Raw genomic sequence first — 24,881 nt, forward strand, 5'->3', positions numbered from 1 at the left:
GAATGGAGCCGTTTATTCAAAGCAAAGGGCTGCCTGTGAAGCTGGAGCTGGAGCCATGGCAGGTGCATACAGAGATTACTGCCGGGTTCACAGGAAGAGCGGGCGGGGCCGGAAAGCCGCCGTATGACGGCTTTAACTGTGCTTTTCATGTTGGCGATGATCCGGAAGATGTGCTGAGCAACCGGAGAATGCTTGCGGAGAGTCTGGGATTTAGCCTGTCTGACTGGACCTGCGGAGAGCAGACTCACGGAAAACATATAGCAGCCGTGACTGCTGAAGACCGCGGACGCGGCAGCACGGACAGGGAGTCGGCATTTCCGTCTACGGACGGACTGGTGACCAATGTGCCGGGTGTGCTGCTTACTTCCTTTTATGCCGATTGTGTGCCTTTGTACTTTTATGATCCTGTGCGGCGTGCGGTTGGACTGGCTCATGCCGGATGGAAAGGCACCGTAGCGGAAATTGCCGGGGCGATGGTTGCAGCAATGTCCGGGATGTACGGAAGCCGGCCTGAGGAGATCATAGCGGCTATAGGCCCGTCAATCGGAGACTGCTGCTATGAGGTTGATGATTATGTCATGAATCATGTGCGCAAGCTTGAGCAGACATTGCCTGATCCGGCTTCATTGGAGGCTGCACCGCCGCTGTACAGCGTTTCGCAGAGTGATAAGGAGAAAAGTATGCTGAACTTGAAAGAAATGAACCGACGCATTATGATTAAAGCAGGAATTTTGCCGACTCATATCGAATGTACAACATGGTGTACAAGCTGTAATCCTGATGTGTTCTTTTCATACCGTAAGGAACAGGGAGTAACAGGAAGAATGACGAGCTGGATCGGAATAAAGGAGAGTTGAAGTTGGCTGTGTTGACACTGCAGGAAAGAATAGCCGCTGTAGAAGAACGTGTAGCACGGGCCTGCGCGGCAAGCGGCCGGGATGTAAATGACGTCAAGGTTATCGCAGTGACGAAATATGTATCGCTGAAGACGGTGGCGGAGGTTTTGGAGGCAGGCCTTGAGGAAATTGCCGAGAGCCGCTGGCAGGATGCCGAGCATAAATGGAACCTGCTTGGAGACAAAGGGACCTGGCATTTTATTGGTCATCTGCAGACCAATAAGGTTAAGGACGTTATCGGCAAATTTGAATATATACATTCATTAGACCGGCTGTCGCTGGCACGGGAACTGCAGAAAAAAGCCGAAGCCGCCGGCATTGATGTGAAGGTATTTCTCCAGGTGAATATCTCCGGAGAAGATACGAAGTTTGGACTGCCGCCGGAGGCTGTGCCGGATTTCCTCCGGGAAATCGCTCCGCTGCACCGGATTAAAGTAGTCGGACTGATGACGATGGCACCACATGAAGAGGATCCGGAGCTTACCCGTCCGGTGTTCCGCGGACTGCGCGAGCTGCGTGATGAGCTGAATCTGCTGGCTTTGACACCTGAGCCTATACAAGAGCTGTCGATGGGAATGTCGAATGATTTTGAAGTGGCGATAGAGGAAGGAGCCACCCGGGTGCGCCTGGGTACGGTATTAGTAGGTCACGAGGAGGGAGCTTGATGGGCGTGATGAACCGGTTTATGAATTTTTTGGGCTTGCAGGAGGAAGAGGAAGTTGTTGAGCGGGAACAAATCACCCGCGATGAAGAGGAGTATGAGCCGGCCCCTGTAGAAAACCGCAAGAACCAGCGGGCTAACGTCGTCAGTATCCATTCGCAAAAAAATGTGAAGGTCGTACTGTATGAGCCCCGCTCTTATGAAGAGGCCCAGGAAATTGCCGATCACCTGCGTTCCCACCGTACCGTTGTCATTAATCTGCAGCGTGTGCGCAACGACCAGGCGATGCGGATCATTGATTTTCTCAGCGGAACCGTTTATGCCCTGGGTGGAGGAATATCCAAGATTGGGGGCAATATATTTATGTGCACACCGGACACCGTTGAGATTCAGGGGTCGATTACAGAAATCCTGGGAGACGAACAAGATTACAACAGAATGAGGTGAACAGGTTTTGAACGAAATATCTTCCATTATTAACATTCTATTTCAGATTTACTATTACATGATTATTATATACATTCTCATGTCCTGGCTGCCGAACCTGCGCGAAAATTTCATCGGCGAGCTGCTGGGCAAGCTTGTTGAACCTTACCTGAGCCCTTTCCGGCGCATTATTCCACCGCTGTTCGGGACGCTGGACATTTCCCCGATCATTGCACTGTTCGTATTGCGCTTTGCAGTAGTCGGTCTTCATTCCATCGTGGCAATGCTCTTCGGCTAGCATGATGAGAAATGAAATTTATGGGCATTTTCATCCTGACGAACGGCAGTTTGTGGATAAAGCCTGGGAATGGGTCAGCCATGCCGGGGATTATCATGAAGTGAAGCTGACAGAGTTCCTCGATCCCCGCCAGGGCTATATTCTGCAGACGCTCGTGAACCGTCATCCCGATGTGGAAGTTCGCTGGGAGGGCGGCTCTGAGAGCGCTGAACGGAGACGGGCGCTGGTTGCACCCGATTACCGTGATCTTTCTGAAGAAGATATGGAGCTGAAGGTGCTCAGTATCTCTTCAGGTGAACAGAAATTTCTCACCCTGGAGCATGGCGACTATATGGGCGCTATTCTGGGACTTGGGGTCAAAAGAGGAAAGATCGGCGATATACATGTGCTGGAGGACGGATGCCATGTAGTAGTAGCATCAGACATCGCCGACTATCTGGCCATGAATCTGACCGGTGTGCACCGGGTTAATGTTACGACGGAGATCCTTCCTCTGTCAGAGCTGCGCAGCAGCAGTGTCAAGCTTGAAACAATGGACATTACAGTAGCCTCTTTACGGCTCGATGGAATTGCAGCGGACGTGACGCGGCTTAGCCGGAGCAAAATACTGGCTCCGATTAAAGCGGGACGCGTCCGGGTCAACTGGAAAGTGGAAGAGGATCCTTCCTGTGCGCTTAAGGATGGGGACATGATCTCCATCCAAGGATTTGGCCGGTTTAAGGTGCTGGAGATAGGCGGCCTGACGAAAAAAGACCGCTACCGGGTCAGGGTCGGTAAATTTGTCTAAAGCTCCGGCAGGAATCTGCAGGCGCTTGTCGAAAATGATTATCTCTAGGGATTCGATTCTTATTGCAGTAAAGTTTTTTTCTTCTGCGTCACCGGGGCACAATAAAGTCCGGGGCGTGCAAGGTCCGAAATTTCCAGGAGGTGCACAGCATGCCATTAACGCCACTCGATATACATAACAAGGAGTTCTCCCGGAGAATCCGTGGTTATGATGAGGACGAGGTCAATGAATTCCTTGATCAGGTCATCAAGGATTACGAAAGCGTCATTCGCGAAAATAAGGAGCTGCAGAACCAGCTTCTGTCCATTCAGGAGCGTCTCGATCATTTTGTGAACATTGAGGAAAGCTTATCCAAAACCATCATAGTCGCCCAGGAAGCGGCCGATGATGTAAAGAACAATTCCAAAAAGGAATCTCAGCTGATCATCAAGGAAGCGGAAAAAAATGCCGACCGGATCATCAATGAGGCTTTGTCCAAATCCCGCAAGATCGCCATTGAGACGGAAGAGCTCCGCAAGCAGGCCTCCATTTACCGCACCCGGTTCCGGACACTGGTGGAAGCACAGCTGGAGCTGCTCTCCCAGGATGACTGGAATGCGCTTGAAAGCCGTGAGACCAGCGACAACCTGCTCTGATTGTAATGTCCTGTATCGGGTAAACTGATTACGGATGGGGTTTTAAGACAGATAGGCGGCTGTACTGTTGACATTTTTTCTTAAAACGTCTATAACTAGAACATATCTGTGTAAAGTATATATGTATTCGATGACGGGACAAAGTACGATAAGGTTATGTTCTCCAGAGAGTCGGCGGTGCTGCGAGCCGATTGTTCAGGCCTTACCGGAAGATCTTCCCCTAGAAGCTGGGCCGAAGCGACTTCGTCGTGCGTAGGTTTATGCCGTCTGCCGGACGTTATCCCGGACCCGCATAGCAGCAGTATGTGCGGAACTGAGATTGTGCTGTATTCACTCCCCTTAAGGATGTGTGTCAGGCACAGAATTAGGGTGGTATCGCGAGCGTCGTCTCGCCCCTTTGGGGGCGGGGGGACGCTCCTTTTGTTGTGTGGCGATCCCCCTAAATCCCCCTTCCGAAGGGGGACCCCAAGGGCTGGCCGCCCTCTGGACACCCGCAACAAGGGCTCCGAGTTTGGGGTTTACGGTGGCGGACGGGAAGGATTACTGCGGCGGGGGGAGCGGCCCTTCTTAGGCTCCCCTGACGGGGGCGCCTGCGGGGCCTTCACCTAAGGTCAAGGGCAAGGCGTCCCGCCCAGCGCTGCCCTGCGGGATCGCGGGGCGGGTGCCCCACAAGATCAAAAGCACAAGCAAGCGGCGGCTGCGCCCCGCCGCCAAGGCGTCCCGCCCAGCGCTGCCCTACGGGATCGCGGGGCGGGTGCCCCACAAGATCAAAAGCACAAGCAAGCGGCGGCTGCGCTCCGCCGCCTAAGGCGTCCCGCCCAGCGCTGCCCTACGGGATCGCGGGGCGGGTGCCCCCACAAGATCAAAAGCAATGGCACAAGCAAGCGGCGGCTGCGCCCCGCCGCCCAGGCGTCCCGCCCAGCGCTGCCCTACGGGATCGCGGGGCGGGTGCCCCCACAAGATCAAAGGCACAGGCAAAGCTTTTGGTTTCAAGATTACATCATTGAAAGGATTGACCCTCAAATGCAAAAAGTAGATGTCAAAGAGAAGGCGCGGGCAAGAGATGTCCGCATCCTGAAGAAATGGAGCGACGAGGATACGTTCCGCAAATCGATGGAGAACCGGGCGGGCCGCCCGAACTATGTGTTCTATGAAGGACCGCCGACGGCGAACGGGGTGCCGCATATCGGGCACGTGCTGGGCCGCGTCATCAAGGACTTTATCGGCCGTTACCAGACGATGAAGGGCTTCCGCGTCGTGCGCAAAGCGGGCTGGGATACCCACGGTCTGCCGGTTGAGCTCGGCGTACAGAAGAAGCTTGGCATCTCCGGCAAGCAGGAGATCGAAGAGTACGGTGTTGAGAAGTTCATCAAGGAATGTAAGGAAAGTGTCTTCGGCTACGAGAAGCAGTGGCGTGAATTTACGGAAGCAATCGGCTACTGGACTGACCTGGATAATCCGTATGTAACGCTCGATAACACATACATCGAGAGCGTATGGAACATCCTGGCTACGGTTCATGACAAAGGCCTGATGTACCGCGGACACCGCGTCAGCCCTTACTGCCCTAGCTGTCAGACGACGCTGAGCTCCCATGAAGTAGCGCAGGGCTACAAGACCGTTAAGGATCTGAGTGCTACTGCCAAGTTCAAGCTCGAAGGCAGCGGTGACTATGTACTGGCTTGGACGACTACACCTTGGACGCTTCCGGCGCATATGGCGCTGGCCATGAACCCTGAGATGGAATATGTGCGCGCCCAGCAGGAAGACGGTGTGTACATCCTGGCGAAGAACCTGGTGGATGAAGTGCTGAAGGGCGAATACACGATCCTGTCCACTCACACAGGTGCTGACTTTATCGGCCAGAGCTACACTCCTCCGTTCAGCTACATCCAGGCAGAGAAGCACAATGTGATCGTTGGTGCATCTTTTGTTACGGATTCCAGCGGTACGGGGATCGTACACATGGCTCCGGCGCATGGTGAGGATGACTACAAGAGCTGCCGCGAGAACGGCATCAGCTTCGTGAATGTAGTGGACACTTCCGGTAAGTATACCGCTGTGGTGAGTGATTTTGCCGGACGGTTCGTGAAGGACGTCGATCTGGACATCATCAAGGTGCTGTCCGAAAAAGGATTGCTCTACAACAAAGAAAAATATGAGCACAGCTATCCGTTCTGCTGGCGCTGCGATACACCGCTGCTCTATTATGCAACAGACAGCTGGTTCATCCAGACAACAGCAATCAAGGATCAGCTGATCGCCAACAATAATACAGTAGACTGGTACCCTGACCATGTGCGTGAAGGCCGCTTCGGCAAGTTCCTGGAAGAGCTTGTGGACTGGAACATCAGCCGTAATCGTTACTGGGGAACTCCGCTGAACGTCTGGGTCTGCCAGGATACGGGCAAGGAATTTGCGCCGCACAGCATCGCTGAGCTCCGGTCGATGGCTATCGGCGAGGTGCCTGAGGACATTGAGCTGCATAAGCCGTATGTGGATAACATCCAGCTGCGCAGCCCGTTCAGCGAAGGCGGCGTGATGATACGTACACCGGAAGTAATCGACGTTTGGTTCGACAGCGGCTCGATGCCGTTTGCCCAGAGCCACTATCCGTTCGAGAACAATGAGACGTTTGAAGACCAGTATCCGGCAGATATGATCTGCGAAGGGATCGACCAGACCCGCGGCTGGTTCTACAGCCTGCTGGCTGTATCGACGCTGTTCAAGGGCAAGGCGCCTTACAAGGCGGTTATCGCCCACGGCCACATCTTCGATGAGAACGGCCAAAAAATGTCCAAATCCAAAGGCAACGTAATCGACCCGTGGGAAATCATGAACGAATACGGCACCGACGCATTCCGCTGGGCGATCCTGTCTGACAGTGCGCCTTGGAATAACAAACGCTTTTCGCGCGGCCTGGTCGGTGAGACCAAATCGAAGGTAGTGGATACGCTCGTTAATACGCATGCGTTCCTGACGCTCTATGCCGGCATCGACGGCTATGATCCTGCTGAGCATCCGTTCAAGGTGTCAGAGCACAAGCTGGACCGCTGGATTCTTTCCCGCCTGAATAGCCTGATCCTGCTGGTGGATAAAGGCCTGGCCGTTAATGACTTCGTTAACACCTCCAAAGCGGTTGAGAACTTTGTGGATGAGCTGAGCAACTGGTATATCCGCCGTTCCCGTGACCGTTTCTGGGGCAGCGGGCTTGGTGAAGAGAAGCTGGACGCTTACCGCACCCTGACTCATGTACTGCTTAAGACGGCTACGCTGATGGCTCCGTTCACACCGATGCTGTCCGAGGATATCTTCACGAACCTGGGCGGCGGGGAAAGCGTGCATCTGGCCGATTATCCTAAGGCGGACGAAAGCCTGATCGATCTTGAGCTGGAACGCGATATGGAAAGCGCGAGAGGCATTGTCGAGCTGGCCCGCAACGTGCGTAACGAGACCGGCATCAAGAACCGTCAGCCGCTGTCCGAGCTGATCGTGTCGCTGGACCGTGACTTTGCTATCGCCGACTATGAAGAGATCATCAAGGATGAGATCAACGTGAAGCATATTGTCCTGGAGAACAGCGACAGCGGCTTTGTTGACTTCACCCTGAAGCTGAACCTCAAAGTGGCCGGTAAAAAATACGGCAAAAACGTCGGCTTCATCCAAGGCTTCCTCAAAGGCATGGACAGCGATGCTACCCGCAAAGCGGTTACTGATGGTGTTGTAGCTGTTGTGTCACCGGATGGCGAAGAGCTGCAGATTACTGCAGAAGAGCTGCTGGTTGAAAAACAGGCCAAATCCGGCTTTGCGGCAGCTTCCGGCTACGGACTGACCGTGGCGCTGAATACTGAGATCACACCTGAGCTGGAGCAGGAGGGCTGGGTGCGTGAGATCATCCGTGCGGTGCAGGATTACCGTAAACGGCTTGATCTGGCAATCGAAAAGCGGATCGACCTGACCCTGCAGCTGGATGATGAGCTGAAAGCGGCAGTAACTGCTTTTGAACATGTGCTGCGTGACAACGTACTGGTTGCCGAGCTTGCTTTTGACGGTGAACATAGCTTCGAAGCAGTGGATGTCAGCGGTAAATCGATCGGCATCTTTATCAAGGGCTAAGCCCCGGAGCGGGTGCATTACCTGTCCCGAATTGGCATATACTAGCGGCATAAGAAGAAACGTCCAGATGGCCCTGATTGCAGGGGCATGTACTTTCTTGGGTATGCGCTGCATGGGAGTCCGTGTCCCTGGAGAGCTTTTCTCCGGGGAGGCGGGCTTTTTATGTAAATATAAGAATTTATATGTTTTACGCAATAAATAATCCTTATATTTCTCGCAGAAATGGTTACCGCTTTCTCTGAAAGACGGCATAGCCGTTTCTACTTGTGAGGCAATGCAGTTAAGCTGGTGAAGGAGCTGGTAGAGGTGACGGACAGGCAGGAGGAGCGCGGGCAGTCTGTACAAGGCGGGAGAATTACGGTTAAGACATCCGGGGATGGCGGCGGGCAGTCCGGGCAAAACCGGCAGGAGACGGGACGGGAGCATATAGCAGAAGTACAGGTACAAGGGCAGGAACAAGCGGTTACCCAGGAGGAAAAGCTGAACGCCGTCTACCGGCTGACAACCGGACTGGCCCAGCAGATGGAGAAGGCGCGGATTGCCGAGTACACCGAGCTTTTGCACAGCCCTTTTCGCCTGATCTGGCTGAACATTCTTTCAGGAACGGCACGCGGAGTGGGAATTGCGCTCGGGTTTACCTTTTTTGCGGCGACAATTATTTATGTTCTGCAGGTGCTGGGTGCGCTCAATCTGCCGATCATCGGGGACTATATCGCCGACATTGTGCGGATCGTACAGCATCAGCTGGAGCTGAAGACGTTTTAGCGTGCATTTTAATATAGAAAAAAAGGAGCAGCCGCAGCTACTCCCGTGATCTTTTTTCATTCGGATCAAGCAGATAATCGCCTTCCTCGCTATCCATGTAATGGCGGTAGCTGTTGCCTTTGATGATGGTAAGATGATTGCCGGCGATGTCGGTCGCGACAAAATTTTCCCACGGCTCCACGAAGCCCTCGGTTTCGTCCGCCTCAATCTCCATATCATTATAGGAGCGGATTTCATTGTCTTCAGCCATGGCCGGGGAATTCGAGCTGCCCCAGCTTTCAACAATCTGCCAGGCATCTTCCCCGTCGAACCCGTTCTGTTCTTCGCGTTCGTCCAGGCTTGTCCGGCCGAACGGCGAAGACAGAAACTCTTCCTCTGCAGGCCGTGTAAAAGGCGAGAACTGGCGCGGATTATGCTCTTTGCAGTACCGGGTTGAGGGGACAACGGACAAACGTTCATACGGGATATCCCCGCCGCAGACGGCACAGCTGCCGTAGCTGCCTTCTTCCATTGCGGTCAGGGCATCATCGATTTCCTCCAGCTCATGCTCATCGCGCTCTACGAGGGAGATATCCATCGAGCGGTGGTACAGCTCTGTTGCCGCATCCCCGGGATGATTGTCGATGACGGACAGCTCGCCGGTATTATCACGCAGCGATTCCTGCAGCCCGTAATGCTCATTATTTTGCAGACGGTGGCGTATGTCTTCCTGCTGCTGAAGCAGTGCTTGATGCAGACGGGCCAGCTGCTCTGATGTCAGGTGACTCATGGACGATGCTCCTCTCAGGTGCTTTTATCGAAACGGTTCCTTCAAGGATAGCTTGGCCGGAGAGGCACGGTTTTACCGCTGGAAAATGTTTTTAGCCTGAGGCTTTTTGCCCAAGCCATGAATAGACGGGTTCTTGAGGCCTGTGCTACAATATACAAGTCTTTATTCAGTATTCGTACCGCATCCGCGGGAAAAATAAGAACGGAGTGACAACTTCTGTGGTGTACTTTCTGATTGCGCTTATTGTATTTTTGATTGACCAGGGTACCAAATATGTGATTGCTACCCGGCTGGAGCTCGGAGAGCAGATTCCGGTTATTAATGATTTCTTCATTATTACCTCACACCGCAATCGTGGAGCCGCTTTCGGCATCCTTCAGGGACAGCAGTGGTTCTTCATTCTGATTACAACCGTGGTTGTGATCGGTATCATCTGGTACCTGAACAAAGCCCGGAAGACCCGCAAGCTGCTGCCTACGGCGCTGGCTCTGGTGCTCGGCGGAGCGATCGGCAACTTTTTGGACCGGCTGCTGAACGGAGAGGTTGTAGATTTTCTCATGTTCAATTTCGGCAGCTACACCTTCCCGATCTTCAACGTGGCCGACTCCTGTATTGTAATCGGGGTAGCGCTGATTATTCTGGACACGCTGCGTGATGTCAAGGGCGGAGAGGAAATCACCGAAGTTAAAGAGTCAAAGGAAGTAAAAGAAGGGAATGAATGATTTGAACAAGGACTTTGGCGAATTGGTGGCTGAGGGAGCCTCAGAGGAGGACAAGGACGTCACTGTATGGACGGTTGCATCAGAAAACGCCAAGGAACGGATTGATAAATACATCACCGAAGCCTGGGAAGAGGAGATTTCCCGTTCGCAGGTGCAGCTTTTGATTTCAAACGGGCATGTTACGGTAAATGGGGCTCCTGTAAAAGCGAATTATAAGCTGTCTGCAGGCGATGTTGTCGCTGTAACTGTACCGGAACCGGAAGTAACGGACCTGGTACCCGAGGATATTCCGCTTGATGTGGCTTATGAAGACAGCGATGTTATTGTGATCAACAAGCCGCGCGGCATGGTTGTGCATCCGGCTGCAGGGCATCCGTCAGGTACCTTGGTCAATGCGCTGATGTATCACTGCAAGGACTTGTCCGGTATTAACGGCGAGATCCGCCCGGGCATTGTGCACCGCATTGACAAAGACACCTCCGGCCTGATTATGGCCGCCAAAAACGACGCCAGCCACGCCTCGCTCGCAGCCCAGCTGAAGGAGCACAGCGTAACCCGGCGTTATATTGCGGTTGTACACGGTAACGTATCGCATGACAAGGGAACAGTGGATGCGCCGATCGGCCGCGATCCCCACGACCGTAAGCTATACACCGTAACCGAGAAGAACAGCAAGAAGTCGGTGACCCATTTTACCGTGCTGGAGCGCTTGGGGGATTGTACCCTGCTGGAGCTGCAGCTGGAGACAGGCCGTACCCACCAGATCCGTGTGCATATGAAGTTTATCGGCCACCCGCTGGTCGGAGATCCGGTGTACGGGCGCAGCAAGGGTATCACCATGAACGGACAAGCACTGCATGCCGCTATACTCGGCTTTGTGCATCCTTCGACCGGAGAATATATGGAGTTTAGCCGGCCGATTCCTGCGGATATGGAAGATTTGCTATTCCAGCTGCGGAGCAGATAAGTACAAATGAAGTGATGATAAATCCATGGTTTTGCAGGCGGTTTTGCTTCATATTTAGATTATGGGATGTACAATCGTCCTGCATGGGTTGCATAGTTATAAATAATGCCAGGAGATGAGAACAAGAATATGAGCATCGAACAATATCAGAGCACTTTTATTCAGACTAATTTTGCTGACCGCATCGGCGGCGCTAACTACGGCAAGGATACCAACATTTATAAATTTGAAAAAATCAAACGCGCCAAAGCATCGGCGAAGCAGGATTTTCCTGATATCGAACTGATCGACATGGGCGTTGGCGAGCCGGACGAAATGGCTGACGAAGGTATTATCGCGAAGCTGGCTATCGAAGCTGCCAAAGAAGAAAACCGCGGTTATGCCGATAACGGGATTCCTGAATTCAAAGCGGCAGCTGCTGCTTACCTAAAGGAAGTATTCCAGGTTGAAGGCATTGACCCTGTGACGGAAGTGGTTCACTCCATCGGTTCGAAGCCGGCCCTGGCTATGCTGCCATCCGCTTTTATTAATCCGGGCGACATCACCATCATGACTATTCCGGGTTATCCTGTACTTGGTACCCACACTAAATATCTGGGCGGACAAGTCTACACTGTAGAGCTGAAGAAGGAAAACAACTTCCTGCCTGACCTGAACTCCATTCCGGAGGACATCGCTCACAAAGCGAAGCTGCTCTACCTGAACTATCCGAACAACCCTACAGGCGCAAGTGCAACTCCTGAGTTTTTCGCTGAGGTTGTAGTCTGGGCTAAAAAATATAATGTTGTAGTTGTCCACGATGCTCCTTACGCAGCCTTGACTTATGACGGCGTGAAGCCGCTGAGCTTCCTGTCCGTACCTGGCGCAAAGGATGTGGGTGTAGAGCTGCACTCCCTGTCCAAGTCCTATAACATGACCGGCTGGAGAATCGGCTTTGTTGCCGGTAACCCGCTGATCGTAAAAGCATTCAGCGACGTTAAGGACAACAATGACTCCGGTCAGTTCATCGCGATCCAGAAGGCTGCCGCTTACGGTCTGGCTAACCCGCAGATTACCGAAGCTATTGCCGCCAAGTACTCCCGCCGCCACAACATGCTGGTGGATGCGCTGAACAGCCTGGGCTTCAAAGCCGAGAAACCGAAGGGCTCGTTCTTCCTGTATGTAGCTGCACCTAAAGGTGTCAAAGGCGGACGCCGCTTCGAAACTGGCGAGGACTTCTCCCAGTTCCTGATCCGCGAAAAGCTGATCTCCACTGTGCCTTGGGATGATGCCGGCCCGTTCGTCCGTTTCTCCGTAACCTTTGTAGCCAAAGGCGAGGAAGAAGAAAAACGCGTAATTTCCGAAATTCAAAGACGTCTCTCCGACGTTGAATTTGAATTTTAATGATAAAGCCGCCGCGGTCTTAACAGACTGCGGCGGCTTTTTTTAGACTAACTTATTATTTTGCCGGCGGGCGGTACGCCTTTTTATGAAAAGCATTGATGTACCTGAACAGTGACTCTCCGTTATCCGTTACTGCAACTCCCGCCGCGAGCGGCTTCTGCATGGCCTGATAGGGCTCCGGAACCCAGATATACTGATGAACGTAAGGGGTAAGGATGAAGCCGTTCTTTTCCCAGAAATGAATCCGCTCTGTATGCTCCTCCGACGTGCCGGATTCCGCCTCGATAATGACCCCCTGCACGCTATGTTTTTTTTGTGCCCATTCTACAATCTGATTTAGCAACAATGTTCCAGCGCCCCGTCCGCGCAGCTCCCGGCTGACCGCCAGATAATCAATGATGAGCCGCCGGCCTTCTTTTCCGTCGATAACACCTGTTACAGCCATCCCGGCTGCCTGTCCATTTAACATGCCGGCGTGCAGATAACCGATTCCTAGGTCCAGCATACGATGCAGGATTTTTTCCGGCTTGGCCCCGCTGGGGAAAGCCTCCCGGTACACCGGCTCCACGGATCTCCATAGCTCCTCGTTCCACTCAGCAATTGTTATCAGGTCCATGTTCATCGTCAAGTCGCCTCCAGAATGATCATAACAGACCGGGAGGGGCATAGTAAAAAAGCAAGGCAGAGGAGAGCGGGAAAAGGCCGTTTTATGCGAATATTATTTTACCGGCTCGCGAGTAATATGACATATAGCTGTCTATTTCAATCGGGTAGAATGATAGCATAAGCCTAAATAAAGAGGTGTACATATGGAAAAACTGGATTATAAAAAAGCATATAAAGAACTTTACCAGCCCAAGACTGTGCCTGGTGTTATTGATGTGCCTGAAATGACCTTCATCCAGGTGGACGGACAGGGTGACCCGAATGAGCCGGGCGGCGAATATCAGCGGGCTGTAGAAATACTCTATGCGCTATCGTATGCGATCAAAATGGCTCCCAAAAGCGGCCCTGCTCCTGAGGGATACTTAGAGTACGTCGTGCCTCCGCTGGAGGGCCAGTGGTGGCAGGAGGGCATTCACGGGGTGGACTATACCCGAAAGGACAAGTTCTGTTGGACCGCGATGTTCCGCCAGCCTGTGTTTGTGAATGAGCAGGTGTATGCTGCTGCTGTGGAGACAGTTACCCGCAAAAAACCGCAGATCGATGTTGCTAAAGCGCGGCTCGTTACCTTTACGGAGGGACTGTGTGTCCAGTGCATGCATATCGGCAGCTACGATGATGAACCGGCGACGGTTGAGAAGATGAACAGTTACATTGCAGAGCAAGGCTTGGTGTGTGACCTGTCAGACGCGCGGAAGCATCATGAAATTTATCTGTCCGACCCGCGTAAATCGGAAATAGCGAAGCTGAAGACGATTGTGCGGCATCCTGTGCGGAAGGCTGATTAACGGCGCCAAGCGGTAAGGGGAGCGGCATAGGGATCGCAAATTGGGTATGTATAGAGTGAGCCTGTGCAATGTAAACCTGAGGAGTGATAGGAGTGAATCATACAGATTCCAAGCGTTCTGAGAATGACGAGGTTATAAGAGTCTGGCAGCCGGCTTCCCTTCCTGTTATGAAGCGCCATACGGAGGCTTACATCGATGAACAGCTGCTGCCCCGGCAGCGGATTGAGGCCGGCGGCGCGCTGCAGACCGGATAGGCGCTTATGCCTCAAGGATTTCGCCATTGCAGCATGTCAGGTTTTTGAGTTCTCAACCAATCTAGTTGGATTTTCGACACTTAAATCCGGTGGTTTCCGGGTTTTACAGCTATTAGTTGGAAAAACGTCATCTAAATCGGGCTATTTATCGCTCTGTAGGGTATTCCGGCTAAATGAAGTGTCTTTTTTCCAACTACTTTCTCGGAAGCGGGGTTCATCGGTATATTAGATAGCAAATTTCCACTTAGATAGTTTGGATCAGGAAATCTAAACACAACAGCGGCCGGAAGTCCAAAAAACCCGCAGCAGCGCCCGTCACCCAAACCAGTATACATCCCAGTACCTCCCTCACCAAGTAGCCTCACTCACCTTGACCAGTTCACTTCCACCCCCAAGAAAAAATTCCCGGTTTGACACCAAGACAAACTTCTGTCATAATTCCCTTAGTTGAATATGCGCCTTTAATTCAGTCCCGTGAGGCTGGCAAGGTAACGTGAATCGAGGTTCGCGACAAATGGATGGGATCCGTATGAGTACGGATGGCCTCTTTATGCGCGCGGACATCCATCTTTTTAATCTGCGGATTTCACTCCTTGCCTGTTTTGGGCAAGGAGTTTTTTGATTTCCGGGGGCTTGGACGGGCGTACAAGCGAAAGGATGACTGGATAAATGGCTACCGAAAAAAATGTAATTATGGATGAAACGGCGATCCGCCGGGCGCTGTCGCGCATTGCACACGAGATTTTGGAGAAAAACAAAGGGATTGAGAATTGTCTGCTGGTTGGTATCCGCACCCGCGGAGTGTATCTGGCTCAGCGGATTGCAGAACGCATCAAAGAGATTGAGGGCGTGGAAATTGCCTGGGGCGAGCTCGACATCACCCATTACCGGGATGACCGCGAAGGCGGAGACAACCGGGAGGCAATGGACCAGGCAGCAGCCGAGAGCATGCTGAATCTGCCGGCAGGCAGCGGAGGCATCCGCGACAAAAAGGTGATTTTGTTCGACGATGTGCTGTACACCGGACGGACGATCCGCGCGGCGATGGATGCCCTGATGGACTGCGGACGGCCGCGGATGATCCAGCTGGCTGTACTGGCCGACCGCGGGCACCGCGAGCTGCCGATCCGGCCGGACTATATCGGTAAGAACGTGCCTACCTCCAGGCATGAAGAGATCGAAGTGTCGCTTAAGGAATACGACGGCAAAGATGAGGTTTACATTATTTCCAACCGGGAGGAACGATAACAATGATGACAGCAACCAAGGTGAAGGAACGCAGTCTGCTGGGGATTAAAGAGCTGGACCGGACAGAGATTCTGCAGCTTTTGAACAGAACGGCTTACTGGGACAACCAGAAGGAGAAGCTGACACCGGTGCTGAGATCGCAGTTTGTGGCTAACATGTTTTTTGAAAATAGTACGCGGACCCGCTTTTCCTTCGAAATGGCCGAGAAACGCCTTGGGGTGCAGGTGCTGAATTTTACGGCGGCAGCTTCCAGTGTAGAAAAAGGCGAGTCGATCTACGATACAGTGCGCACACTGGAATCGATGGGGATCGACGCCGGAGTTGTGCGTTTGAAGCCTGCAGGCGTGCTGCAGCAGCTGGCGGAGAAGGTATCCATCCCGCTGATCAATGCCGGAGACGGAAACAACGAGCATCCGACCCAGGCGCTGCTGGACATGTATACGATGACCAAAAATTTTGGCGAGCTGAAGGACCTCAAGGTTTCGATTATCGGGGACATTATGCATAGCCGGGTGGCCCGCTCGAACCTCTGGGGACTGACCAAGATGGGAGCAAGCGTGCAGTTCTGTGCACCGGACAGCATGAAGGCGCCTGAACTGGCCCAGTATGCCCCATACGTAAGTATGGAAGAAGCACTGAAGGCGGACGTGGTCATGATGCTGAGAGTGCAGCTGGAGCGTCACGCAACCGGCATTCTGCAGTCAGCTGATGAGTACCGCAAGCAGTACGGACTGACGGAAGAACGGGCGGCCAAGCTGGATAAGAACACGATCATCATGCATCCGGCGCCGGTCAACCGCAATCTGGAGATTGATGATGCGGTGGTCGAGAGCGGCCAGTCGCGGATTTTCCCGCAGATGGCGAACGGTGTGCCGGTAAGAATGGCAGTTATGGAGCGTGCGCTTCAATAGGGCGTCCGGGCTCTCAAAAAACCTGACATAAATGTATTAATAAATATACACAAAGATGAATTTTTATTATATAATACAAACAGAGTCTGGAGCTGCGGCTTGCAGGCAAAAGGAGAATCATCATCGTGATCATTAGAAACGCCAGTGTATTGAACAAAGACGGCGAACTGGAAGTCAAGCATATCGTGGTTCAGGACGGGATCATTACAGCGGTTGAAAGTGAGCTTCCGGCAGAAGAATCCGGTGAGATTGTAGACGCGGAAGGCAAGCTGCTGGTACCGGGCCTGATTGACATGCACGTGCATCTGCGCGAGCCTGGCTTTGAGCATAAAGAAACGATTGAAACCGGCGCACGGTCGGCAGCCAAGGGCGGATTCACCACCATCGCCTGCATGCCGAACACCCGCCCGGTGACCGACACTCCTGAAATCGTAGAGCTGGTAAAGGAAAAAGCGCGTGAAGCCGGACTGGTTAAGGTGCTGCCTTATGCGGCAATCACCAAAAATGAGCTTGGCCGCGAGCTGACGGACTTTGCCGCCTTGAAGGAAGCCGGAGCGATCGGTTTTACGGACGACGGTGTAGGCGTACAGACCGCCCAGATGATGAAGGATGCCATGAAGCTGGCTGCAAGCCTGGATATGCCGGTCATCGCCCACTGCGAGGATGATTCGCTGGTCGAAGGCTGTGCGGTTAACGAAGGTACTTTTGCAACCAAGCATGGATTGAAGGGCATTCCGAATGAGTCGGAAGCGATTCATGTCGGACGCGATATTCTGCTCGCTGAAGCGACAGGCGTACACTACCATGTCTGCCACGTCAGCACAGAGCAGTCGGTACGGCTGATCCGCCAGGCGAAGCAAATCGGCATTAAAGTAACCGCTGAGGTGTGCCCGCACCATCTGCTGCTCTCTGAAGAGGATATCCCGGGAATGGATGCCAACTGGAAAATGAACCCGCCGCTGCGCTCCCGCCGCGATGTGGAAGCCTGCATCGAGGGGCTGCTGGACGGCACGATCGACATCATCGTAACTGACCATGCGCCGCACAGTGAGGAAGAAAAAGCCAAGGGCATGCAGCTTGCACCGTTTGGCATCGTCGGCTTCGAGACGGCCTTCCCGCTGCTGTATACCGCTTTTGTAGCGACAGGCAAATGGGACCTGTCCCTGCTGGTACAGCGGATGACCGCTGATCCGGCCCGCGTGTTCCGGCTGAACACAGGCAGCCTGGCTGTAGGGGCGCCGGCTGATCTGACACTGATTGACCTGAATGAAGAGCAGGTGGTTGACCCGGCCACTTTTGCCACTAAGGGACGTAATACACCGTTCACCGGATGGAAGCTGAAAGGCTGGCCGGTAGCAACCTGGGTAGACGGCAAGGCTGTCTGGACACAAAACAACTAATGATCCTGACTGGGTCAGGATCCAACCAATAGAATCAGACTACAGAAACAAGAAGGAGTGGAAGGAAATGCAGGCAAGATTGCTGCTTCAGGACGGAACACTGTTTACAGGGACCGCATTTGGCGCTGAGGGCGAAAAGACAGGCGAGGTTGTTTTTAACACAGGGATTACAGGTTATCAGGAGGTGCTGTCGGACCCTTCCTACTGCGGACAGATCGTAACGATGACTTATCCGCTGATCGGGAACTACGGCATTACCCGTGATGATTTTGAATCTGTACGTCCTTTTGTACACGGCTTTGTTGTACGCCGCCATGAAGAAGTGCCGAGCAACTGGCGCGCTGAATACAGTGTGGATGACCTGCTGAAGGAATACGGCATTCCCGGGATCAGCGAGATCGACACCCGGATGCTGACCCGCATTATCCGCCACTACGGAACGATGAAAGCCATCCTGACTACTTCTAACAAACGTGTGGAAGAGCTGATGGAAATGATGGGCGACACAACCATTGAAGAGCTGCGCAACCAGGTTGCCCGTACTTCTACCACTACAAGCTACAGCAGCCCTGGAACAAAGGAGCGGATCGTGCTGGTTGACTACGGCGCGAAGACCGGTATCCTGCGCGAGCTGAACAACCGCGGCTGTGACGTAGTGGTCGTACCCCATGATGTAACTGCGGACGAAATCCGCCGCCTGAACCCTGACGGAATCCAGCTGTCCAACGGCCCTGGGGACCCTAAGGATGTGCCTTATGCCGTGAACACCATTTCCGAGCTGCTTGGCGAATACCCGATCTTCGGCATCTGCCTGGGTCACCAATTGTTCGCACTGGCTTGCGGCGCTGACACCGAGAAGCTGAAGTTTGGCCACCGCGGCGGTAACCACCCGGTTAAGGAGCTGGAAAGCGGACGCTGCTTCATCACCTCGCAGAACCACGGCTATACCGTTAATGAAGAATCTGTGCAGAGCACCGAGCTTGAAGTGACGCACATCAACAATAATGACAAAACCATTGAAGGCCTGAAGCATACCCGTTACCCTGCCTTTTCGGTGCAATACCATCCGGAAGCAGCGCCGGGACCGCATGACAGCAGCTATCTGTTCGACCGTTTCCTGCAGATGATTGCCGATCACAAAGCGAAGACGCCTGCCGGCTCACGCCAGGCACAGCTTGCTGCTAATGCCAGAATCACGGCACCTAAACCAACAACACCGAAGCTTGAAGCCGTGAAAGGAGCTCTATAATCATGCCTAAGAACGATAAACTTAAAAAAATCCTCGTAATCGGCTCCGGTCCGATCGTCATCGGCCAGGCCGCCGAGTTTGACTATGCAGGCACACAGGCCTGCCAGGCTCTCAAAGAAGAAGGCGTTGAGGTTGTACTGATCAACAGCAACCCGGCTACCATCATGACTGATACAAATATGGCTGATAAAGTCTATATCGAGCCAATCACCCTTGATTTTGTAACAGGCATCATCCGCCAGGAGCGTCCGGATGGACTGCTGCCGACGCTGGGCGGCCAGACCGGTCTGAATATGGCCGTTGAGCTGGCACGCGCCGGCGTACTGGAAGCGGAGAACGTGAAGCTGCTGGGAACTCAGCTGCATTCGATCGAGAAGGCGGAGGACCGTGACCTGTTCCGCGAACTGATGCGCGAGCTGGACCAGCCGGTTCCGGAAAGTATCATTATTACAACTGTTGAAGAAGCGATGAGCTTCGCAGAAGAAATCGGCTTCCCGCTGATCGTACGTCCGGCTTATACCCTGGGCGGAACCGGCGGCGGAATCTGTGACAACGCGGAAGAACTGCGTGAAACGGTAAAAGCGGGTATCCGCTACAGCCCCATCGGCCAGTGTCTGGTCGAGAAGAGCATCGCCGGCATGAAGGAAGTCGAATACGAGGTTATGCGCGACGCGAACGACAACTGTATCGTGGTCTGCAACATGGAGAACTTTGATCCTGTAGGTGTACATACTGGCGACAGTATCGTTGTGGCACCGAGCCAGACGCTCTCCGACCGCGAATACCAGATGCTGCGGAGTGCTTCACTGAAGATCATCCGTGCGCTCAACATCGAAGGCGGCTGTAACGTACAGTTCGCGCTTGATCCGCAAAGCTATCAATATTATGTAATCGAGGTTAACCCTCGTGTAAGCCGCTCTTCGGCGCTTGCCTCCAAGGCAACCGGCTACCCAATCGCCAAGATGGCAGCCAAAATCGCTCTCGGCTACACGCTCGACGAAATCGTTAACCCGGTTACCGGCCAGACGTATGCCTGCTTCGAACCGACGCTGGACTATATCGTCAGCAAAATCCCGCGCTGGCCGTTCGACAAGTTCACCTCGGCGAACCGCAAGCTGGGCACACAGATGAAAGCGACCGGCGAAGTAATGGCGATCGGCCGTACCTTTGAAGAGTCGATCCACAAGGCCGTCCGTTCCCTGGAAATCGGAGTTCACCGCTTCCGTCTGCCAGGTGCCGAGCTGCTGGAAGACAGCGTCCTGCGTACCCGTCTGGCAAAAGCGGACGATGAGCGGCTGTTCCTGATCGCCGAAGCTTACCGCCGCGGCTATCAGCTGCAGGAGATTCAGGATATTACGAATGTAGACTGGTGGTTCCTGTCCAAGATTGAAGGACTGGTGCAATTCGAGGATGTGCTGCGCAGTGAAGAAACGTTGAGCGCTGAAACGCTGTACCAGGCGAAGCGCAAAGGCTTCACTGACCGGGCCATCGCCGAGATCCGTGCCGAAGGACGTCCGGGCGGCGCACAGACGAAGGAAGCGGATGTCCGCGCCCTGCGCCTGGCCCAAGGCCTGACTCCGGTCTTCAAGATGGTAGATACCTGCGCCGCTGAGTTCGAAGCATCGACGCCTTACTACTACTCGACCTATGAAACAGAAAATGAAGTTACTCATTCTGATAAGCAAAAGGTTGTAGTGCTTGGCTCCGGTCCGATCCGTATCGGCCAGGGGATTGAATTCGACTACTCCACTGTACACGCGGTGTGGGCGATCCAGAACGCCGGCTACGAGGCCGTTATTATCAACAACAACCCGGAGACGGTGTCTACGGATTTCAATACTTCGGACCGGTTGTATTTTGAGCCGCTGTTCTTTGAAGATGTAATGAATGTCATCGCCCAGGAAAATCCGATCGGGGTTATCGTGCAGTTCGGCGGCCAGACGGCCATCAACCTTGCTGCGCCGCTGGCCGCAGCCGGTGTGAACATCCTCGGAACCAGCCTGTCGAGCATCGACGAAGCTGAGGACCGCAAGCGGTTCGAAGCGCTGCTGGCCCGTCTGGACATCGCACAGCCGAAAGGCAAGACAGTAACCGATGCAAGCCAGGCTGTAGAAACAGCACAGTCCCTCGGCTATCCGGTGCTGGTGCGTCCTTCCTACGTGCTGGGCGGACGTGCGATGGAGATCGTGTATAACGATACTGAGCTGATGAACTACATGGTTGAAGCGGTTAAGATCAATCCGGAGCATCCGGTCCTGATCGACCGTTACATGCTCGGCAAAGAGGTTGAGGTTGACGCGATCTGCGACGGCGAAACCGTAGTCATTCCGGGTATCATGGAGCATGTGGAGCGCGCAGGTGTCCACTCCGGCGACTCCATCGCCGTATATCCTCCGCAGTACCTGGATGAAGACCTGAAGCAGAAGATCACCGACATCACGATCAAAATCGCCAAAGAGCTGAAAACGATCGGTCTGGTGAACATCCAGTTCGTTATCTACCAGAACGAAGTGTATGTCATCGAAGTGAATCCGCGCTCCTCGCGTACAGTTCCGTTCCTGAGCAAGGTAACCGGCATTCCAATGGCGAATCTGGCAACCAAAATCATCCTCGGCAGCAAGCTGAAGGCAGAGGGTTATACAGAAGGCCTCTGGCCGGAGAGCGACTACGTATCGGTTAAAGTGCCGGTGTTCTCTTTTGCCAAGCTGCGCAGAGTAGAGCCGACCCTGGGACCTGAAATGAAGTCGACCGGTGAGGTAATGGGCCGCGACAAGCTGTATGCCAAGGCGCTGTACAAAGGTCTGATCGGTGCAGGCATGAAAATCCCGGCAACCGGCGCGATCATCGTTACAGTAGCGGATAAAGACAAAGCTGAAGCGGTTGAGCTGATGAAGGGCTTCCATGCTATGGGCTACAAAATCATCGCTACAGGCGGCACGGCGCAGGCGCTGGAGCAGTCCGGCCTGAACGTGATGAACGTCAACAAGCTGGATGAAGGCGAGCCTACGATCCTCGACCTGATCCGCAGCGGTCAAGCGAACTTCGTGTTCAACACCCTGACCAAGGGCAAAACACCTGAGCGTGACGGCTTCCGCATCCGCCGCGAAGCGGTTGAGAACGGCGTGGTATGTATGACCTCGCTCGATACCGTAGCGGCGCTGCTGAAAATGCTGCAGACGATCAACTTCTCGTCACAGTCGATGCCCTCTTTTGTCGGACAATAAGATATGAATACCAGGAATCGCCTGCGGGCGGTTTCATACAGGGAACGGTTTGCGTTAGCGCAGACCGTTCAACTGTGCCCGGGCAAGCAGATGATGAATGAAGGAGCTGGAGAACGACCCATGGAACAGCAAACCCCAGAGCAGACAGAGCATGAGACGATTGGTCAGATTACAAAACGGGATGAATTGGCCGGCAGGCTAATGATTCCGCTCGATTATCCGGATGCGGACTCTGCGCGGGTCCTGATCGATAAGCTGGAAGGCATCCCGTGCTACCTGAAGGTCGGCATGCAGCTGTTCTATGCAGCAGGGCCGGATTTTATCAGAGAGCTTAAGGAACGGGGCTATTCCGTCTTTCTGGATGTGAAAATGCACGACATCCCGAATACCGTACGTGGCGGTGCCGAGAGTATCACCAGGCTCGGTGTGGACATGTTCAATGTCCATGCCTCCGGCGGGAAGACCATGATGGCCGCAGCGCTTGAGGGAGCCGCCAAGGCGGTCAGCCTGAATCCTTCGCTGCATATTCCGCTGATCATTGCGGTTACACAGCTTACAAGCACGAGCCAGGAAGTGATGAACGAAGAAATCGGGATTGCCGGGAACGTAGAAGATACCGTCGTACGTTATGCCAAGCTCGCCGCAGAAGCGGGGCTGCATGGCGTAGTTGCTTCCCCGCAGGAATCGGCAGCGATTGCTGCAGCCTGCGGTCCGGAATTTGTCACAGTAACGCCGGGTATCCGTCCGGCTGGCTCATCCCTGGACGACCAGTCCCGCGTAATGACGCCCGGACAAGCCATCCGCCAGGGCAGCCACTTCCTGGTTATAGGCCGGCCGATTACCGCAGCCGCCGATCCGCGCGCAGCCGCACTATCCATTATTGAGGAGATGATACAAGCATGAGTACATTGTCAAATACAAGTCAGCAAGTCGCAGCCTATCTGCTGGAGATCGGGGCGGTTGCGCTGCGCCCGCAGGACCCGTTCACTTGGACCTCCGGCATTAAGTCACCAATCTATTGCGATAACCGCCTTACGATGTCTTTCCCGGAAGTCCGTAATTATATTGCAGGCGGCTTTGCCGAGCTGATTAAAGCCAGCTATCCGGAAGCACAGGTCATCGCTGGCACAGCAACCGCCGGTATCCCGCATGCAGCCTGGGTGTCTGACAAGCTGAATCTGCCGATGGCATATATCCGCGACAAGGCCAAAGGCCACGGTAAACAGAACCAGATCGAAGGCAGTATCTCGCCCGGCCAGAAGGTTATCGTTATCGAGGACCTGATCTCCACCGGCGGCAGCTCGATCAAAGCAGCGCAGGCTGTGGAAGAGGCAGGCGGAGAGGTGCTGGCTGTTCTCGCGATCTTCAGTTATGAGCTGGACCGCGCGACCGAAGCGTTCGCAGCAGCCGGTGTGCCGCTGCAGAGCCTGTCCAACTACACAACCCTGATTGATGTAGCCCTTACCCAGGGCAAGATCGCTGAGAGCGATGTAGCGCTGCTGCAATCGTGGCGCAAAGATCCGGCTTCGTTCGGAGTGTAACAGACATAATATTTTACCTGCGGGACTTGCGGCTTTCCGGTTATGAGAGCTGGGAGTCCCGCATATTTATCTGCCATGATGGGTATGCTATAACTGCAGCGCTGAACCAACTTCAAAGGAGATACCCATCATGAACTGGATTTATTTTGCCAAGCTGTTCAGGACGAGATTTCAGGCAGGCTGTCTGGCCAAAAGGCTGGAGCAGGACGGCTGGATCTACGGCTATCATGACCCGCAGTTTGTAGAAATTTACCGGTCGCGGAAGGGTCGTTACGGGGTTCGTTTTTTACCGTAAGGAATTAGCAATTTCATCCTTGACTTTGGGGCCTTATTTAATGTATATTAACTATTGTCGCTGTTTGAATAAGTTTACTGACGCGGGGTGGAGCAGCCCGGTAGCTCGTCGGGCTCATAACCCGAAGGCCGCAGGTTCAAATCCTGCCCCCGCAACCAATTATTCTTTTACAGCCATTGTACATTCGGATACCTAGTCCGGGCCCTTAGCTCAGTTGGTTAGAGCGGTCGGCTCATAACCGATTGGTCACAGGTTCGAGTCCTGTAGGGCCCACTTCACTAAACCCCTTGCGTAGCAAGGGGTTTTTGCTTTGTTTGGGGTTGTTTGTGGTATTAATCCTTTATATATAGTAATATTTTGTAAATGAGGAGACGTTTTATGAAGGTAATCCTGAAGAAATGAAGCTTTTGGCTGCCGTTGTTATCCTTAATCGTTTGTTTTGTACGGGATACATTTTTTCTCTTGGCTCTTATTCGGACTTATAGTGGATTGGTTGTACTAACGATATAAATCCAGAAACAATGGATAATTCAGAATAAAGGGAGGTAAGGATTTGTACTTTTGGCTCTATCTTATTCTTCCGCTGTCCTGTGTGCTGTTCCTTTATAACTGTTTTGCCTTGTTCAAAAAGATCCATGAGGGCAAGAACCTGTCCATCCGTAACATTATATTCGCTTCAATAGCACTCTACCTGATGATTTTCATTCCAGCCGAGCTTATTGCAGCGGAAGCGGGCAGAGCATATTAAGTTAAAAACACAGGCCCAATTAGAATGATTGTACTTTGTGCAATAGACATCCATGCCGCCTAGCGGCACCCAAGAAGGATGAAAATGGGTACTTGTCGAAGTTTCCTTTTACGGCTGGCGAAGAGAGGTCGAGTA

The 24,881-nt window shown here is 53.3% G+C and carries 24 protein-coding genes and 2 tRNA genes; 24 read left to right on the top strand and 2 right to left on the bottom strand.

The genetic code is table 11. From position 1 onward, the window contains the following. Positions 1-2 precede the first annotated feature (2 nt). From pgeF to M2108_RS20260, 8 genes are all read left to right on the top strand, one after another. Positions 3-857, top strand: a complete 855-nt coding sequence (pgeF, locus tag M2108_RS20225) for a peptidoglycan editing factor PgeF (RefSeq protein WP_277471088.1) — start codon at positions 3-5, stop codon at positions 855-857. 11 nt (positions 858-868) lie between these two features. Beyond that, positions 869-1,561: a YggS family pyridoxal phosphate-dependent enzyme gene (locus tag M2108_RS20230; protein ID WP_277471197.1), complete on the top strand. Its 693-nt coding sequence runs from the start codon at positions 869-871 to the stop codon at positions 1,559-1,561. Next, positions 1,561-2,004, top strand: a complete 444-nt coding sequence (locus M2108_RS20235) for a cell division protein SepF (protein WP_277471087.1) — start codon at positions 1,561-1,563, stop codon at positions 2,002-2,004. The genes M2108_RS20230 and M2108_RS20235 overlap by 1 nt, the downstream gene beginning before the upstream one ends. Positions 2,005-2,011: 7 nt before the next feature. After that, complete coding sequence (locus M2108_RS20240) at positions 2,012-2,281, top strand: YggT family protein (RefSeq protein ID WP_082708007.1); 270 nt, start codon at positions 2,012-2,014, stop codon at positions 2,279-2,281. A gap of 4 nt (positions 2,282-2,285) precedes the next feature. Beyond that, the gene (locus M2108_RS20245; protein WP_277471086.1) at positions 2,286-3,068 is read left to right on the top strand and encodes a YlmH family RNA-binding protein; all 783 of its coding nucleotides are present in this window, start codon (positions 2,286-2,288) and stop codon (positions 3,066-3,068) included. 149 nt (positions 3,069-3,217) lie between these two features. After that, the gene (locus tag M2108_RS20250; protein ID WP_068726346.1) at positions 3,218-3,703 is read left to right on the top strand and encodes a DivIVA domain-containing protein; all 486 of its coding nucleotides are present in this window, start codon (positions 3,218-3,220) and stop codon (positions 3,701-3,703) included. Between the two features lie 1,023 nt (positions 3,704-4,726). Then, on the top strand, positions 4,727-7,819 hold the full coding sequence (gene ileS, locus M2108_RS20255) for an isoleucine--tRNA ligase (protein ID WP_277471083.1): 3,093 nt from the start codon (positions 4,727-4,729) through the stop codon (positions 7,817-7,819). Positions 7,820-8,245: 426 nt separating this feature from the next. Further along, a complete protein-coding gene (locus M2108_RS20260; RefSeq protein ID WP_277471196.1) occupies positions 8,246-8,584 on the top strand; it encodes a DUF5665 domain-containing protein in 339 nt (112 codons plus the stop codon). Between the two features lie 37 nt (positions 8,585-8,621). Here the strand turns inward: M2108_RS20260 and M2108_RS20265 are convergent, their stop codons facing one another. Beyond that, positions 8,622-9,353: a TraR/DksA C4-type zinc finger protein gene (locus tag M2108_RS20265; protein ID WP_277471082.1), complete on the bottom strand. Its 732-nt coding sequence runs from the start codon at positions 9,351-9,353 to the stop codon at positions 8,622-8,624. A 218-nt stretch (positions 9,354-9,571) separates the two neighbouring features. On the opposite strand from M2108_RS20265, the gene lspA reads away from it, so the two are divergent. From lspA to M2108_RS20280, 3 genes are all read left to right on the top strand, one after another. Continuing rightward, a complete protein-coding gene (gene lspA / locus M2108_RS20270; protein ID WP_277471195.1) occupies positions 9,572-10,075 on the top strand; it encodes a signal peptidase II in 504 nt (167 codons plus the stop codon). Further along, complete coding sequence (locus M2108_RS20275) at positions 10,068-11,042, top strand: RluA family pseudouridine synthase (protein ID WP_277471081.1); 975 nt, start codon at positions 10,068-10,070, stop codon at positions 11,040-11,042. The genes lspA and M2108_RS20275 overlap by 8 nt, the downstream gene beginning before the upstream one ends. Positions 11,043-11,171: 129 nt before the next feature. Then, positions 11,172-12,425, top strand: coding sequence for an LL-diaminopimelate aminotransferase (locus M2108_RS20280; RefSeq protein ID WP_277471080.1), 1,254 nt, complete (start codon positions 11,172-11,174; stop codon positions 12,423-12,425). A gap of 55 nt (positions 12,426-12,480) precedes the next feature. Here the strand turns inward: M2108_RS20280 and M2108_RS20285 are convergent, their stop codons facing one another. Then, entirely contained in the window at positions 12,481-13,047 is a 567-nt protein-coding gene (locus M2108_RS20285) for a GNAT family N-acetyltransferase (RefSeq protein ID WP_277471078.1), read from the bottom strand. Positions 13,048-13,234: 187 nt separating this feature from the next. Here M2108_RS20285 and M2108_RS20290 point away from each other — a divergent pair, with 187 nt between their 5' ends. The 13 genes from M2108_RS20290 (at position 13,235) to M2108_RS20350 (ending at position 24,746) form a co-directional block, all read left to right on the top strand. Then, positions 13,235-13,876, top strand: coding sequence for a GyrI-like domain-containing protein (locus tag M2108_RS20290; RefSeq protein ID WP_277471077.1), 642 nt, complete (start codon positions 13,235-13,237; stop codon positions 13,874-13,876). Positions 13,877-13,968: 92 nt separating this feature from the next. Beyond that, positions 13,969-14,130, top strand: a complete 162-nt coding sequence (locus M2108_RS20295) for a hypothetical protein (RefSeq protein WP_277471076.1) — start codon at positions 13,969-13,971, stop codon at positions 14,128-14,130. A gap of 669 nt (positions 14,131-14,799) precedes the next feature. Continuing rightward, positions 14,800-15,378 carry a bifunctional pyr operon transcriptional regulator/uracil phosphoribosyltransferase PyrR gene (gene pyrR, locus M2108_RS20300; RefSeq protein WP_277471075.1) on the top strand — a complete coding sequence of 193 codons (579 nt, stop codon included), beginning with the start codon at positions 14,800-14,802 and terminating at the stop codon, positions 15,376-15,378. A 2-nt stretch (positions 15,379-15,380) separates the two neighbouring features. After that, complete coding sequence (locus M2108_RS20305) at positions 15,381-16,289, top strand: aspartate carbamoyltransferase catalytic subunit (RefSeq protein WP_277471074.1); 909 nt, start codon at positions 15,381-15,383, stop codon at positions 16,287-16,289. Between the two features lie 125 nt (positions 16,290-16,414). Beyond that, positions 16,415-17,689 (top strand): dihydroorotase, encoded by a 1,275-nt coding sequence (locus tag M2108_RS20310; protein WP_481856931.1) that lies wholly within the window; start codon positions 16,415-16,417, stop codon positions 17,687-17,689. Between the two features lie 67 nt (positions 17,690-17,756). Next, positions 17,757-18,938 (top strand): glutamine-hydrolyzing carbamoyl-phosphate synthase small subunit, encoded by a 1,182-nt coding sequence (carA, locus tag M2108_RS20315; protein ID WP_277471073.1) that lies wholly within the window; start codon positions 17,757-17,759, stop codon positions 18,936-18,938. Between the two features lie 2 nt (positions 18,939-18,940). Further along, positions 18,941-22,162 (top strand): carbamoyl-phosphate synthase large subunit, encoded by a 3,222-nt coding sequence (carB, locus tag M2108_RS20320; protein WP_277471071.1) that lies wholly within the window; start codon positions 18,941-18,943, stop codon positions 22,160-22,162. 201 nt (positions 22,163-22,363) lie between these two features. Next, positions 22,364-23,065, top strand: a complete 702-nt coding sequence (gene pyrF / locus M2108_RS20325; protein WP_277471193.1) for an orotidine-5'-phosphate decarboxylase — start codon at positions 22,364-22,366, stop codon at positions 23,063-23,065. Next, positions 23,062-23,703, top strand: a complete 642-nt coding sequence (pyrE, locus tag M2108_RS20330) for an orotate phosphoribosyltransferase (protein ID WP_277471069.1) — start codon at positions 23,062-23,064, stop codon at positions 23,701-23,703. The genes pyrF and pyrE overlap by 4 nt, the downstream gene beginning before the upstream one ends. A 130-nt stretch (positions 23,704-23,833) precedes the next feature. After that, positions 23,834-23,998 (top strand): hypothetical protein, encoded by a 165-nt coding sequence (locus tag M2108_RS20335; RefSeq protein ID WP_167336667.1) that lies wholly within the window; start codon positions 23,834-23,836, stop codon positions 23,996-23,998. A gap of 81 nt (positions 23,999-24,079) precedes the next feature. Next, positions 24,080-24,156, top strand: a tRNA-Met gene (locus M2108_RS20340). Between the two features lie 41 nt (positions 24,157-24,197). Continuing rightward, a tRNA-Ile gene (locus M2108_RS20345) sits at positions 24,198-24,271 on the top strand. A 280-nt stretch (positions 24,272-24,551) separates the two neighbouring features. After that, positions 24,552-24,746, top strand: coding sequence for a hypothetical protein (locus M2108_RS20350; RefSeq protein ID WP_277471068.1), 195 nt, complete (start codon positions 24,552-24,554; stop codon positions 24,744-24,746). Positions 24,747-24,881 lie beyond the last annotated feature (135 nt).

Source organism: Paenibacillus sp. PastM-3, assembly GCF_029893965.1.
Taxonomy (GTDB): domain Bacteria; phylum Bacillota; class Bacilli; order Paenibacillales; family Paenibacillaceae; genus Paenibacillus_AQ.

Excerpts from the sequence above, each read along its gene's own strand:
- M2108_RS20275 (WP_277471081.1), top strand. The coding sequence starts at position 10,068 with ATGAATGATTTGAACAAGGACTTTGGCGAATTGGTGGCTGAGGGAGCC.
- M2108_RS20290 (WP_277471077.1), top strand. The coding sequence starts at position 13,235 with ATGGAAAAACTGGATTATAAAAAAGCATATAAAGAACTTTACCAGCCC.
- pyrE (WP_277471069.1), top strand. The coding sequence starts at position 23,062 with ATGAGTACATTGTCAAATACAAGTCAGCAAGTCGCAGCCTATCTGCTG.
- pyrF (WP_277471193.1), top strand. The coding sequence starts at position 22,364 with ATGATTCCGCTCGATTATCCGGATGCGGACTCTGCGCGGGTCCTGATC.
- M2108_RS20280 (WP_277471080.1), top strand. The coding sequence starts at position 11,172 with ATGAGCATCGAACAATATCAGAGCACTTTTATTCAGACTAATTTTGCT.
- carA (WP_277471073.1), top strand. The coding sequence starts at position 17,757 with ATGCAGGCAAGATTGCTGCTTCAGGACGGAACACTGTTTACAGGGACC.
- carB (WP_277471071.1), top strand. The coding sequence starts at position 18,941 with ATGCCTAAGAACGATAAACTTAAAAAAATCCTCGTAATCGGCTCCGGT.
- M2108_RS20235 (WP_277471087.1), top strand. The coding sequence starts at position 1,561 with ATGGGCGTGATGAACCGGTTTATGAATTTTTTGGGCTTGCAGGAGGAA.
- M2108_RS20305 (WP_277471074.1), top strand. The coding sequence starts at position 15,381 with ATGATGACAGCAACCAAGGTGAAGGAACGCAGTCTGCTGGGGATTAAA.
- M2108_RS20285 (WP_277471078.1), bottom strand. The coding sequence starts at position 13,047 with ATGAACATGGACCTGATAACAATTGCTGAGTGGAACGAGGAGCTATGG.
- M2108_RS20250 (WP_068726346.1), top strand. The coding sequence starts at position 3,218 with ATGCCATTAACGCCACTCGATATACATAACAAGGAGTTCTCCCGGAGA.
- M2108_RS20265 (WP_277471082.1), bottom strand. The coding sequence starts at position 9,353 with ATGAGTCACCTGACATCAGAGCAGCTGGCCCGTCTGCATCAAGCACTG.
- pgeF (WP_277471088.1), top strand. The coding sequence starts at position 3 with ATGGAGCCGTTTATTCAAAGCAAAGGGCTGCCTGTGAAGCTGGAGCTG.
- ileS (WP_277471083.1), top strand. The coding sequence starts at position 4,727 with ATGCAAAAAGTAGATGTCAAAGAGAAGGCGCGGGCAAGAGATGTCCGC.
- pyrR (WP_277471075.1), top strand. The coding sequence starts at position 14,800 with ATGGCTACCGAAAAAAATGTAATTATGGATGAAACGGCGATCCGCCGG.
- M2108_RS20335 (WP_167336667.1), top strand. The coding sequence starts at position 23,834 with ATGAACTGGATTTATTTTGCCAAGCTGTTCAGGACGAGATTTCAGGCA.
- M2108_RS20245 (WP_277471086.1), top strand. The coding sequence starts at position 2,286 with ATGAGAAATGAAATTTATGGGCATTTTCATCCTGACGAACGGCAGTTT.